The 12,622-nt window shown below is 59.1% G+C and carries 11 protein-coding genes; all 11 read left to right on the forward strand.

Translation table 11 applies throughout. The annotated features are described in order from the left end of the window. The first annotated feature begins 360 nt into the window (after positions 1–360). The 11 genes from lspA to alaS all read left to right on the forward strand — a co-directional run bounded on the left by lspA (position 361) and on the right by alaS (position 12,610). Positions 361–960, forward strand: a complete 600-nt coding sequence (gene lspA / locus ACTNBB_RS07205) for a signal peptidase II (protein ID WP_441071062.1) — start codon at positions 361–363, stop codon at positions 958–960. Next, positions 960–1,973, forward strand: coding sequence for an RluA family pseudouridine synthase (locus tag ACTNBB_RS07210; protein WP_441056192.1), 1,014 nt, complete (start codon positions 960–962; stop codon positions 1,971–1,973). Before lspA ends, ACTNBB_RS07210 begins: the two co-directional genes overlap by 1 nt. Positions 1,974–2,055: 82 nt before the next feature. Further along, the gene (locus tag ACTNBB_RS07215; protein WP_154515488.1) at positions 2,056–3,351 is read left to right on the forward strand and encodes a glycosyltransferase family 2 protein; all 1,296 of its coding nucleotides are present in this window, start codon (positions 2,056–2,058) and stop codon (positions 3,349–3,351) included. Positions 3,352–3,430: 79 nt separating this feature from the next. Further along, the gene (locus tag ACTNBB_RS07220) at positions 3,431–3,853 is read left to right on the forward strand and encodes a prepilin peptidase (RefSeq protein ID WP_441056193.1); all 423 of its coding nucleotides are present in this window, start codon (positions 3,431–3,433) and stop codon (positions 3,851–3,853) included. Between the two features lie 33 nt (positions 3,854–3,886). Beyond that, positions 3,887–5,134, forward strand: coding sequence for a deoxyguanosinetriphosphate triphosphohydrolase family protein (locus ACTNBB_RS07225; protein ID WP_441056194.1), 1,248 nt, complete (start codon positions 3,887–3,889; stop codon positions 5,132–5,134). Positions 5,135–5,194: 60 nt separating this feature from the next. Beyond that, positions 5,195–6,544 carry a replication-associated recombination protein A gene (locus ACTNBB_RS07230; RefSeq protein WP_118237456.1) on the forward strand — a complete coding sequence of 450 codons (1,350 nt, stop codon included), beginning with the start codon at positions 5,195–5,197 and terminating at the stop codon, positions 6,542–6,544. Positions 6,545–6,644: 100 nt separating this feature from the next. Next, positions 6,645–7,235 carry a hypothetical protein gene (locus tag ACTNBB_RS07235; protein WP_441056195.1) on the forward strand — a complete coding sequence of 197 codons (591 nt, stop codon included), beginning with the start codon at positions 6,645–6,647 and terminating at the stop codon, positions 7,233–7,235. Then, positions 7,228–7,605: an ATP-binding protein gene (locus tag ACTNBB_RS07240; RefSeq protein WP_154515503.1), complete on the forward strand. Its 378-nt coding sequence runs from the start codon at positions 7,228–7,230 to the stop codon at positions 7,603–7,605. The genes ACTNBB_RS07235 and ACTNBB_RS07240 overlap by 8 nt, the downstream gene beginning before the upstream one ends. A gap of 1 nt (position 7,606) precedes the next feature. Continuing rightward, the gene (locus tag ACTNBB_RS07245) at positions 7,607–8,398 is read left to right on the forward strand and encodes an RNA polymerase sigma factor SigF (protein ID WP_427717298.1); all 792 of its coding nucleotides are present in this window, start codon (positions 7,607–7,609) and stop codon (positions 8,396–8,398) included. Beyond that, positions 8,395–9,804: an AI-2E family transporter gene (locus ACTNBB_RS07250; RefSeq protein ID WP_441056196.1), complete on the forward strand. Its 1,410-nt coding sequence runs from the start codon at positions 8,395–8,397 to the stop codon at positions 9,802–9,804. Before ACTNBB_RS07245 ends, ACTNBB_RS07250 begins: the two co-directional genes overlap by 4 nt. 148 nt (positions 9,805–9,952) lie before the next feature. After that, positions 9,953–12,610: an alanine--tRNA ligase gene (gene alaS / locus ACTNBB_RS07255; protein ID WP_441056197.1), complete on the forward strand. Its 2,658-nt coding sequence runs from the start codon at positions 9,953–9,955 to the stop codon at positions 12,608–12,610. Positions 12,611–12,622 lie beyond the last annotated feature (12 nt).

The following is a 12,622-nucleotide window of genomic DNA, read 5'->3' on the forward strand; positions in this document are numbered from 1 at the left end:
GCGCGGCTGCGCCTATGGCACTTCAACATCATTGTCGCAGCCCCGACCCGCGGTCACGAGCGGGGGCTCCTATCTTTTTAGTGCCCTCGGATTGGGTCATAGTGTCTGTCGGTAGTCTTTTTGGGACGGGGCTTTTTTAGCTGCCCTACCTCAAATAAGGACTTAATCTTCGAAAGCGCTGGACTGGGTAGCTAAAAAAGCCCCGTCCCAAAAAAACTGCCAAAAAGACTACCCGGTGAAGGGACAAGGGGACAGCCCCTTTGTCGCATTGGTGGATATGTCGTGCGTTCTGCGTATGGCAATATAAGATGGTTATTCGCGTTAAATGGAATTCGATTGTTTTGAGGGTAGGGGATTGATTTGGGTCGTACTGGGGATATGACGCCGCCTTTGCGTTGGCGGTTGGGTGTTGCTGGTGGGGTGGCGCTCTTTGTGTTGCTTGTTGACCAGCTGACCAAGATTGCGGTTCGTGCCGTGGGCGATGCCCTGCATATGACTGTTATCCCCGGCGTGATCGATTTTGTGTTTGTCCGCAATATCGGAGCTGCCTTTAGCATGGGCGAGGGCCATGGCGTAGCGTTTGCCGTGCTGGCGCTTGCGGCCATTGCCGCCATTGCCGTGTACTTGCTCTGTGCTCCTCAGCTCGCTCACCTAGAGGTCGTGGGTATGGCCATGGTTGCGGGCGGCGCCATCGGCAACGCGATCGATCGCCTGGCCATGGGCTTTGTGACTGATTTTATTGCCACTACCTTCATTGATTTCCCTGTTTTTAACGTGGCCGATATCGGCATTACCGCCGGTGTCGTTCTGGCGCTCATCGGATACATGTTCTTGAGTCCCGCCGCTCGCGAGGTCGATGCGACCGCCGAGCTCAACGCCCGTGACGAGGCCCGCGCCAAACGTAAAGCTAAGCAGCGTGGGGAGCGTGCCCGCAAGATTCGCGAAAGGAATGAGCGCTAATGGCCGACATCCATATTCTCGTTGCCGACGATTGCGCCGGTCAACGTCTCGACGCCTATCTGGGCGCCAACGATGGCTGTCCCACACGCTCTGCCTGCGCACATCTGATCGAGGGAGGCGCCGTTGCCGTCAACGGCGAGACCTGCCTATCTAAAAAGTATGCCGTACGCTCCGGTGACCGCATCTCGGTCGACCTGCCCGAGCCGCATGACACGACCGACGTGATCCCCGAGGCCATCCCGCTCGACATTCGCTATGAGGACGACTATCTCATGGTGCTCTCCAAGCAGCGTGGCCTGGTGTGCCATCCTGCGCATGGTCATGAGAGCGGCACCCTTGCGAATGCCCTGGTCTATCACTGCGGCATCGACCATCTGGGTACCGTGCAGGGCGAGGACCGCCCCGGCATCGTGCATCGTCTGGATCGCGATACCTCGGGCCTTATGCTCGCGGCTAAAGACGACGACACCCAGCGTGCGCTCCAAAATCTCATCCGCACGCGTACCCTCGACCGTCGCTACATTACGCTCGTTCATGGGCACATTGCCATGGACGAGGGCACTATCAATACTGGTATAGCTCGCTCCACGCGCGACCGCGTGAAGATGGCGGTTTCCGATGACCCCTTTGCGCGCCAGGCCATCACGACCTTTAAGGTCCTTGAGCGCTTTGATTCCACGCGTTTCGACGACGGCTACACGCTTGTCGAGTGTCACCTGTTTACCGGCCGCACGCATCAGATTCGCGTTCACATGCGCCATATCAACCACGCCTGCGTGGGCGATCCACTCTATGGCAAGTGCGATGCTCGTGCCGATCAGGGTTTGACCAGGCAGTTCCTGCATTCCTGGCGTGTGGCGTTCGATCATCCCGTGACGGGGGAGCACATCGAGTGCCGTGACGAGCTGCCATGGGATCTTGCGGCGGTTCTGGATGATCTGGCCCCGCGTTCGCTCGGTCGCACTGCCGCTGGCAACGAAATCGTCCCTCAGCTCGGTCTGCTCGAGGCCTAGCCAGTATTAGGTGGTTTCTTGAACTCCGTAAGCCTGCGGTAAGATATACGGTTGTTTACGTCACGCGTTCCTGGGAGCCTGCATGCTCGCCTTTTTACAAACCAACACACCCATCGTGATCTTCAACCAGATTGTCGTCACGCTGCTTACGGTCTGTTTTCTGTACCAGGTGGTCTTCTTTGTCATCGGCGCTCTTCGTGGTGAGGTCGCGCCTCCCAAGGCCAAGAAGCTCCATCGTTATGCCTTCTTTATCGCGGCGCATAACGAGGAGGCCGTGATCGCCAACCTCGTGCGCTCCATTAAGGACCAAGATTATCCGTCCGAGCTTATCGAGGTCTTCGTGGTCGCCGATGCCTGCACCGACAACACGGCGCAGCTCGCGCGCGAGGCGGGCGCCGTCGTCTATGAGCGCAATGACTTGGCCCGTAAAGGCAAGAGCTGGGTCATGGACTATGGCTTCGACCGCATCCTTAACGAGTATCCCGATACGTTTGAAGGCTACTTTATCTTCGATGCCGATAACGTTATCGCCCGCGATTACGTGTCCAAGATGAACGATGCTTTTGACCAGGGCTTCCATGTTGTTACGAGCTATCGCAATTCCAAGAACTTTGGCAGCTCGTGGATCTCGGCAGCTAATGCCACGTGGTATCTGCGCGAGGCGCGCTTTCTCAACAATGCGCGCAACATCTGTAAGACGTCTTGCGCCGTTTCGGGTTCGGGCTACCTCATCTCCGCCAGCGTTATCGAGGGTATGCACGGCTGGCAGTTCCACACGCTGACCGAGGATATTCAGTTCACCACGTTCTGTGCCATTCACGGCATTCGCATTGGCTATGCGCCGGCGGAGTTCTTTGACGAACAGCCCGTGACGTTTAAGGCTTCCTGGAAACAGCGTATGCGTTGGACCAAGGGCTTCTACCAGGTGTTCTTTACGTACGGTAAGCACCTGGTCAAATCGACCTTCCGCTATCATCGCTTTGCCGCCTACGACATGTTTATGACGATCGCACCGGGCATGCTGCTCTCTCTGATCTCGATGCTCGCTAATGCGACGTTCCTCATCGTGGGCGGCCTTTCGCACGGTTTCTTGGCTACCGAAGTCGAGATGCAGGCGTGTGCCGCTTCGCTCATTATGACCTTCGCTATGATGTATCAGACTTTCTTTATCCTGGCGCTGCTCACGACTATCTTTGAATACAAGCATATTCACTGCGCGCAAAAGTGGCGTCTGGTAACCAACCTGTTTACCTTCCCGATCTTTATGTTCAGCTATATCCCCATTACGGTGGCAGCGCTGTTCTTGAAGGTCGACTGGGTGCCGACGCAGCACGCCGTAAGCGTTACCCTCGACGAGGTCATGCAGGGCGCCAAATAACCACCATCAAAACCACCACAAAGGGGATATAGAACCTTTGCGGTGGTTTTACGTTTGAGCGCTCAGTTGAGGGGTTTCGATGTTCTATATCCCGTTTTGGATTTGCATCTTTGCCGGCGCGGTGATTGATGCCCGCGAGCGGCGGTTTCCCAATGAGCTTGCCGGCGCGTGTGCGGTGGCGGCGTTTGCAGGCGTCTGGCTCGACAAGGGCGTTAACATGGCGCTTGACCACGCCGGTCTTGCGGTCATCGTCTACCTTGCCCTTGTGCTTACTGAGTCACTCTGGCGTCGCCTTCGCCATGCCCCCGGCGTTGGCATGGGGGATGCCAAGGCGCTCTTTGCCCTTTGCACCTTCGATCCCTTGGGCGGCGTCGTCGCGTTTGCGGTTGCGCTCCTGACCCTTGCCGCCGCCTGTCTCATCGTAAAATCGCGCTCGCTGCCTTTGCTGCCGTTTTTGGTGCCAATATTTGCCATAATCGAGTTCGTGGGTAGTACGCTGTAACCGTTTGCGCGCCCTTTTTTTAAGGAGCATGCCATGGCAATCAATCAACAGACAGCCGCCATCAAGGCGCGCCTGGATCGCATTCCCGCGGCGTTGTCGCCCGAGCTGGTCGAGCGCATTGCCGCCGACCGCGCCGCGGGTGTCGTTAATCCCTATCGATGCGGTGACGACCAGGCCATCCGCCGTGTCGATCGAGCCGCAGACGAGGGCACGCTTATGCGTCCGGCCTTTATGCGCGATATCGAAAAGATTCTGCATCTGCCAGCATACACACGTTATGCAGGCAAAACGCAGGTCTTCAGTTTTCGCAGCAACGACGATCTGTCGCGCCGCGGCCTGCACGTGCAGCTTGTCTCGCGCATCGCTCGCGATATCGGGCGTGCTCTGGGGCTCAACTGCGATCTGATCGAGGCGATTGGCTTAGGCCACGACTTGGGCCACACGCCCTTTGGCCATGCCGGCGAGCGTTTCCTCAACGATATCTATCACGAGCGCACGGGTCGCTATTTTTTCCATAACGTACAATCCGTTCGTGTGCTCGACGCGCTGTACGGCCGCAACGTGTCGCTCCAGACGCTCGATGGCGTACTGTGCCACAACGGTGAGTACGAACAGCGTGTTTTTGAGCTTTCGGACATGGGTTCCTTTAACCAGTTCGACCAGACGGTTGAGGAATGCATTGCCACGGGTTATAGCGCAATTGAGCACCTGCGCCCCATGACGCTCGAGGGCTGCGTGGTTCGCATCTCGGATATCCTTGCCTACGTTGGGCGCGATCGCCAAGACGCCATTGCGGCGGGCCTGCTGTCACCCGACGCCTTTGACGATGACCTGGGCGGTGCATACAACAGCTGGATCCTTACGCATGCCTCTATCGATATCGTCGAGCACAGCTATGGCAAGCCGCGCATCGAGATGAGCGAGGACCTGTTTGCGGAGATCCGCCGGGCCAAGCGCGAGAACTACGAGAAGATCTATAGCAAGGGCGGCATAGAAGGCGACTCCGAAGCGGAGCTGCGCGAGGCCTTCGAAAAGCTCTATGAACGTTGCCTGCGGGACATAAACGAAGGCGACGAGTCCTCGTATATCTTTAAGCACCACATTTCTCGCATTGAGCAGCAGCTTTCCTACTACGATCGCACCTATGCATGGCAGGACGATAAGGACCAGACGGTCGTGGATTACATTGCGAGCATGACGGACGGTTATTTCTGCGAGCTCACGAGCAAGCTGTTCCCGGGATTGATGTTTCCGCACCGTACCTATATTAACGAACGGTAGTTCGTATATATTCGGTATACTGTTCATGGAAAACGTTTTTGATTGATGCACGGGATGGCTATGGACGACCTTTTTTCTGCTTCGACGCGTGAGCGTTCCTTTCAGAATGCGCCGCTTGCGGTGCGCATGCGGCCCAATTCGCTCGACGAGTACGTGGGCCAGCAAAAGGCCGTCGGTAAGGGCTCGTGGTTGCGTGCCGCGATTGAGCATGACGTGCTGTCGAGTGTGATTCTGTATGGGCCGGCCGGTACGGGCAAGACGACGCTGGCCCACATTATCGCCAACCATACCAAGAGCGAGTTTGTCGAGGTCAGCGCCGTGACGGGCACAGTGAAGGACCTGCGCCGCGTGATTGACGAGGCCAAGACGCGCCTGAATACGTACGACCGTCGCACCATTCTTTTCATCGACGAGATTCACCGCTTCTCCAAGTCGCAGCAGGATGCCCTGCTGCATGCGGTTGAGAACCGTACCGTCATTATGATTGGCGCCACGACGGAGAATCCGTACTTCGAGGTCAACTCGGCGTTGCTCTCGCGCGGTCGCGTGGTGGAACTTGAACATTTAAAGGACGAGGATATCGCCACGCTTATCGAGCGTGCGCTCGAGGCGCCACAGGGTTTGAACGGCAAGTTCTCGGCCGATGAGGATACGGTTAAGACCATCTGCACGCTGGCTGCGGGTGACGCTCGCTCGGCACTCACGACGCTCGAGCTTGCGAGCGAGATTGCCGTCACGCGTCCCGATACCGAGGGAACGCCAGCGCCGGCGGCGGGGGAGCGTTATCCCATTACCGTGGATGACGTAAAGATTGCCAATCCGCGCCGTGGTTTTTCGTATGACAAAAACGGCGACATGCACTACGACATCATCAGCGCGTTTATTAAGTCTATGCGCGGCAGCGACCCCGATGCCACGATCTATTGGCTCGCGCGCATGATCGATGCGGGGGAGGACCCTAAGTTTATCGCTCGCCGTATTATGATTCAGGCTTCTGAGGATGTTGGCAACGCCGACCCGCAGGCGCTATTGGTGGCGCATGCCGCGTTTAAGTCTGCCGAGGTCATCGGTTATCCCGAGTGCCGCATAAATCTGGCTCAGGCTGCACTCTATGTGTGCTTGGCACCAAAATCCAACGCGTGTGAGGCCTCGATTGATGCGGCGTTGGCCGATATTCATTCAAGTGGGCTGCGCGAGGTGCCGAGCTATCTACGCGATCGTCATCGCCCGGGCAGTGACGAATACGGTGTGTATAAGTATCCGCATGATTATCCCGAAGGCTGGGTCGATCAACGCTATTTGCCCGAGGGGCTGGAGCGCGGTGCGTTTTGGCAGCCTGCCGGCCGCGGCTGGGAAGAGTGGCGTGTAGAGCAAAGCGAGCGCGACCGTAGCGGGAATGCACCGAAGTAGCTGCTGGTAATTTTGTCTCACGTTGCTGCTCTTGGCATGTTCGGTCCCCTTTGGGGTACCATGAACAGCGTCTGTATTTCGATTCCTTCGGGAGGCTTGTATGAGTCCCATCCAAATCGCCCTGCTGCTGCTCGCCGTTGCCGGCGTGTGGGCTGTCATCGAGCTCGCGCTCACGCTGCGAAAGACCCGCACTGTCGTTGATTCGCTCGACAAGACGGTGAGCGACCTTAACAACACCATCGCCGAGGCTCAGCCCGTGGTAGCAAAGCTCGATGGCGCCGTCGATGAGCTCACCCCCGCGCTGGCGCAGGTTGAGCCGCTCCTCAAGTCGAGCAAGACCGCCGTCGACGCCCTTACCTCCAATCTCGTAGAGGTCGAAGCCGTGGTTCGCGACATTTCCGAGGTTACGGGCAGCATGGCCGAGGCCAGCAATGCTGTGTCGAGCGTGACCGACTCTGCGGCCGGTGCCGTTCAGAAACTCTTTAACAAGGTGAAGGCTCCCGCGGTCGACGCCGAGCGCAATCTTTCCGCTGCCGCCGAAGCCGAGCAGCCGACCGAGCGTGTCCTGATTGGCGAAGCCGGGGACGATGCCGCTGCTGGTGACGATGATGCACAGAAGCCTGCTGCTAAAGCAGCCCGGTATTACACCTACACGCCCGCCGAGACCTCCGAGGAGTCCTGCGATGAGTAGTGAAGCAACTTGCTCTATCACGCTGACTGTTGCCGGGGATCCGCGTCTGGCACGCTTGGTGCGCATGACGGCGGCTAATGTCGGCGCGCTGTGTTCCATGTCCGTCGATCGCATCGAGGACATTCGTATGGCTGCCGAGGAGGCCTTCATCTTTGGCTGCACGGCCGTTGATTCTGACGTTATCTCGATCAAATTCGATGTCGACGAGTCTCACGTGGGCATGACCTTCACCTTTGGCGACCAGGCGACTGTCGATGAGGATGACCAGGCCGCCGTATATGCCGAGCTCATTCTGGCAAGCGTGTGCGATTCCTACGAAAAGACTGCGGCGCCCCTGACGCTTTCCCTCGATCTCAAGGCGGATATCTAATATGACCGAACGTTCCCGGAGCGGTAAGACCGCTTGGGACAAGGAGAAAACCCGCGAGCTGTTTCGTCGCTACAAAGAGACCGGTGATCCGGACGCCCGCGAGCAGCTCGTCATGTCCCATATGAACCTGGTAAGGTTTCTTGCCAACAAATTTAAGAATCGCGGCGAGCCGCTCGACGACCTCATGCAGGTCGGCTATCTGGGTTTGCTCAAGGCTATCGACCGCTTTGACCCCGAGCGCGGACTTGAGTTCACCACGTTTGCCACGCCCACCATCTTGGGTGAGATCAAGCGTCACTTCCGCGATAAGGGTTGGAGTGTGCGCGTTCCGCGTCGCCTACAGGAGCTCTCTGCCAAGGTTAACCAGGCCACCGACAAGCTCACTAACGAGCTGCAGCGCTCGCCTAAGGTGGAGGAAATCGCTGAGTACCTAGACGTGACCGTTGACGAGGTGCTGGAGGCCATGGAATCGTCCTCGGCCTATACCTCGGTGCCCATCGAGGCCCCCGGTGCGTCCGATTCTGACGACGCGCCTTCAATTCTCGACCGCTACGCCGACGACGACAACGAGCTCGACTTTACCGATGACCGCCTGGTGATTGAGGAGGCCATCCGCGATTTCTCGCCGCGCGAGCGCGAGGTTATCGAGCTGCGTTTCGTAAAGGGCATGACCCAGATCGAGATCGCCAAGAAGCTGGGCATCTCGCAGGTGCAGGTCTCGCGCCTGCTGCGCCGTACCCTTAAGAAGGTTCAGGATAAGATCGACCCCGACGGAGTGATGGTTCGTTCATGAGTGAACACCCCCAACAAACCGATCGCGCGCTGCGCGATACCCGTATTCTGACGCTTCGCATTTGGGCCGTCGTCGGCTGCATTGTCATCGCCGCCGTCATCTTTAACCTTATGGGTATCTTGGCGCCGGTTATCGAGTTTCTAGCTGTTGGTTCCATCATCGCTTTTGTGATGTCGCCGATTACTAACTGGCTCGAGCATCACGGCGTCAACCGTGGCATTGGTTCGCTTATCGCGCTGATCGTGGTCGTTGCTGTGCTCGTCGGTGTCGTTTGCATCTTGTCGCCGATTCTCTTTGGTCAGATCATGGAAGTCCTGAGTCGCCTGCCTGAGCAGCTTCGTGTTGCGGGCGGTGATCTCAACGAGATGGTCTCGCATGCCAAGACGCTCAACAACACGCCGCTCAAAGAGTATCTGGACGATAATCTTTCTTCGCTGGTTACCGTGGCGTCCAAGTATGTATCTCAGATTGCCGCCGAGCTTGGTCGTGGTGTATTCCCGTTCATTACCAATACGGCCTCGCAGCTGTTCGTCATCTTCCTCGGTCTGGTGCTTGCCTATTGGCTGGCCTGCGACTATCCCCGTATGCACCACGAGGTCTGCACCATCATCGGGCAGGAAAAGGAGACCTCGTACCGCTTTATGGTCGCGATTCTTTCGCGCTCGGTCGGCGGTTATATGCGCGGCATGGTCGTGACGTCCATCTGCGGTGGCATCCTCGCCTTTATCGGCTTTACGCTCATTGGCCATCCCTACGCGGCGCTCATGGCCATCTTTACGGGCATCATGCACTTGGTTCCGGTTGTCGGTCCCTGGGTGAGCGCGGCGATCGCCACGGTGCTCGGCTTTATGTTCAGCCCGATGCTGGCTTTGTGGACCTTGGTCGTGACCATGGTGGCACAAAATGTCACCGACAACGTCATTTCGCCTAAGGTCATGCAGAGCTCGGTGCAGGTGCATCCCATCATGAGCCTGACGGCACTCGTTATCGGTTCGGCGCTTATGGGCGCCATCGGCATGGTCGTCGCCATCCCGCTGTGCGCGGCCCTCAAGGGCATTTTCGTCTACTACTTTGAGAACGAGACCGGCCGCCAGCTCGTGGCATACGACGGCGCCGTGTTTAAGGGCACGCCCTATCGCGATACTGAGGGTAACCCGGTCGCCGCTTATGACGCGCTTGGAGACGATACGTTCATCTATGAGTCCGAGCTCATCGGTAACGAGACTGCGCCCGAGGCCCAGGCCATGCCCAGGCCCGAGCTCGATAACCCCTGGATCAAGCTCTCGGGCCTTCAGCCCGATGCTACGGGCTTTTTCAAGAATCCCTTCGCCAAAGACGACGATTCCAACTCGGACGACGATACCAATACCGGCATCGACGGTTCCATGGACGATGATGAGCAGTAAGTCATTTCAAGTTCAAGTTCATAGGCAATAACGTGCAAATTCGCTGGAGGGTCGCTGTTTGGCGGCCCTCTTTTTTGCACTTGCGCGGTGGGATGGTAATATCGTTACGTTTGAACTGTTTCGATGTGAAACCGAGGAGATTCCCTCTATGAGTGCTGACTACCCGTCAATGACTACGGCTGAGATTCGCTCTAAGTTCCTCAACTTCTTTGAGGAGCGCGGTCTTAAGCTCTATCCTTCTTCGTCCCTCGTCCCCGACGATCCTTCGCTGCTGCTTGCCAACGCCGGCATGAACCAGTTTAAGGAGTATTACCAGGGCAAGAAGACCATGAAGGAGATCGGCGCTATCTCCTGCCAGAAGTGCGTCCGCACCAACGACATCGACTGCATCGGCGAGGATGGCCGTCACCTGTCCTTCTTTGAGATGCTCGGCGACTTCTCCTTTGGCGGCGTCTCCAAGCAGCAGGCCTGCGCTTGGGCCTTTGAGCTCATCACCAAGGAGTTCAAGCTGCCGCTCGACCGCCTGTACTTCACCGTCTTTACCGAGGACGACGAGACCCATGACGTGTGGCGCTCTCTGGGCGTTGCCGAGGATCACATCTCGCGTCTGGGCGAGGACGACAACTTCTGGGCCGCCGGCCCCACCGGCCCCTGCGGTCCGTGCTCCGAGATCTACTTTGACATGGGCGAGGAGGTCGGCTGCGGCAGCCCCGACTGCAAGCCCGGCTGCGACTGCGACCGCTTCCTGGAGTTCTGGAACCTCGTCTTTACCCAGTACGACCGCCAGGAGGACGGCTCCATGCCGGAGCTGCCGCACCGCAACCTCGATACGGGCATGGGCCTGGAGCGCATGGCCGCTATCATGCAGCACAAGACCGCCAACTACGACGGCGATCTGATGCAGCATCTTATCAAGCTGGGCGAGGAGATCAGCGGCAAGACCTATGACGCCGACGATTACTCCGGTGCCAGCCGCTCGCTGCGTATCATCGCCGATCACTCCCGTGCCGTCGACATCATGATCTCGGACGGCATCCTCCCCGGTAACGAGGGCCGCGAGTACGTCCTTCGCCGCCTGCTCCGCCGCGCCGTGTTCCACGGTCGCCTGCTGGGCATCGAGGGCGCCTTCCTGACCAAGTTCATCGACGAGGTCAACGCTCAGATGGGCGAGGCCTATCCCGAGCTGCTCAAGAACGTCGCGCTCGTCAAGGGTATCGTCGCCTCCGAGGAGGAGCGCTTCTCCACGACGCTCGACAACGGCCGCGTTTACCTGGACGAGGCCCTGGCAGCGCTTGCCGAGGGCGCCGTGCTTCCGGGCGATGTTGCCTTTAAGCTGCATGACACCTTTGGTTTCCCCATCGACCTGACCGTCGAGATCGCCGGTACCGCTGGCCACGACGTCGACATGGACGGCTTTACCGCCTGCATGGAGGACCAGAAGGCCCGCGCCCGCGCCAACGCCAAGGGCGACGCCTGGGGCAGCTTCAACGACGTGTGGGTCGAGCTTTCCGACAAAGTTGCCGCGACCGAGTTCGACGGCTATGACAACGACGTCATCGAGGGTGCCAAGGTTGTCGCCATCGTGCGCAACGGCGAGTCCGTCGAGTCCGCTGCCGCCGGCGAGGACGTCGAGGTCGTGCTCGACCGCACCCCGTTCTATGCCGAGATGGGCGGCCAGCAGGGCGACGCCGGTGAGCTTTCTGCCGAGGGCGTTGCGCTGACGGTTGCCGACACCAAGAACCACAACGGCCTGTATGCTCACGTCGCCCACGTTGCCGAGGGTACGCTGACCGTCGGCGCCACCGTGACCGCCGCGCTCGACGCCGAGCGTCGTGGCTTCCTGCGCCGCAACCACACCGCCACCCACCTGCTTGACGCCGCGCTTAAGCAGGTCCTGGGCGAGCATGTCTCCCAGGCCGGCTCGCTGGTGACGCCCGAGCACCTGCGCTTTGACTTCACGCACTTTGAGGCCCTGTCCTCCGAGCAGCTCAAGGCTGTCGAGGACCTGGTCAACCAGCAGATCTTCGCTTCCAAGCCGGTCGTGACCCGCGTCATGGGCATCGACGAGGCCAAGGCCGCCGGCGCTGTCGCCCTCTTTGGCGAGAAGTACGGCGACGTTGTCCGCGTCGTTTCCGTAGGCGCCGAGGACCAGCCGTTCTCCCGCGAGCTCTGCGGTGGCACCCATGCCGCCAACACTGCCGAGATCGGCCTGTTCAAGATCATTTCCGAGTCCTCTACGGGCTCCAACGTCCGCCGTATCGAGGCCGTGACCTCCAAGGGCGCTCTCGATTACATGGCCGACCGCCTGGCACTCGTCGACGCCGCTGCCGCTGCGCTCAAGTGCCGCGTCGACGAGGTTCCCGCTCGTGTGGAGAACCTGCAGGCCGAGCTGCGCGAGACGTCCAATAAGCTCAAGAAGGCCCTGACCGGTGGCTCCTCCGACGCTATCTCCAGCGCCATCGAGGGCGCCGTCGAGCTCGATGGCTACAAGCTCGTCGTCGCTGAGCTTCAGGGTCTCGAGGCCGCCGACCTGCGCAACGTTTGGGATACCGTGCACCAGAAGGTCGCCGGCCCTGTTGCCTGCGTCGTTGCCAGCGTGACCGAGAAGGGCACCCCGGCCCTGCTTGCCGCCGGCTCCGATGACGCCGTCAAGGCCGGTTTCCACGCCGGCAACGTGATCAAGCAGATCGCGGGCCTGGTCGATGGCCGCGGTGGCGGTCGTCCCAACATGGCCCAGGCCGGTGGCAAGAACGCTGTCGGTATCGCCGATGCCCTCGCGGCCGCTAAGACCGCGCTGGGCGCCTAAGAACCTAGGTTG

It is taken from the genome of Collinsella sp. HCP28S3_B9 (assembly GCF_052066095.1).
Classification (GTDB): domain Bacteria; phylum Actinomycetota; class Coriobacteriia; order Coriobacteriales; family Coriobacteriaceae; genus Collinsella.

Bases quoted from the DNA above. Each gene is read 5' to 3' on its own strand.
- ACTNBB_RS07210 (WP_441056192.1), top strand. From the start codon at position 960: ATGGCCGACATCCATATTCTCGTTGCCGACGATTGCGCCGGTCAACGT.
- ACTNBB_RS07215 (WP_154515488.1), top strand. From the start codon at position 2,056: ATGCTCGCCTTTTTACAAACCAACACACCCATCGTGATCTTCAACCAG.
- ACTNBB_RS07220 (WP_441056193.1), top strand. From the start codon at position 3,431: ATGTTCTATATCCCGTTTTGGATTTGCATCTTTGCCGGCGCGGTGATT.
- ACTNBB_RS07225 (WP_441056194.1), top strand. From the start codon at position 3,887: ATGGCAATCAATCAACAGACAGCCGCCATCAAGGCGCGCCTGGATCGC.
- ACTNBB_RS07230 (WP_118237456.1), top strand. From the start codon at position 5,195: ATGGACGACCTTTTTTCTGCTTCGACGCGTGAGCGTTCCTTTCAGAAT.
- ACTNBB_RS07235 (WP_441056195.1), top strand. From the start codon at position 6,645: ATGAGTCCCATCCAAATCGCCCTGCTGCTGCTCGCCGTTGCCGGCGTG.
- ACTNBB_RS07240 (WP_154515503.1), top strand. From the start codon at position 7,228: ATGAGTAGTGAAGCAACTTGCTCTATCACGCTGACTGTTGCCGGGGAT.
- ACTNBB_RS07245 (WP_427717298.1), top strand. From the start codon at position 7,607: ATGACCGAACGTTCCCGGAGCGGTAAGACCGCTTGGGACAAGGAGAAA.
- ACTNBB_RS07250 (WP_441056196.1), top strand. From the start codon at position 8,395: ATGAGTGAACACCCCCAACAAACCGATCGCGCGCTGCGCGATACCCGT.
- alaS (WP_441056197.1), top strand. From the start codon at position 9,953: ATGAGTGCTGACTACCCGTCAATGACTACGGCTGAGATTCGCTCTAAG.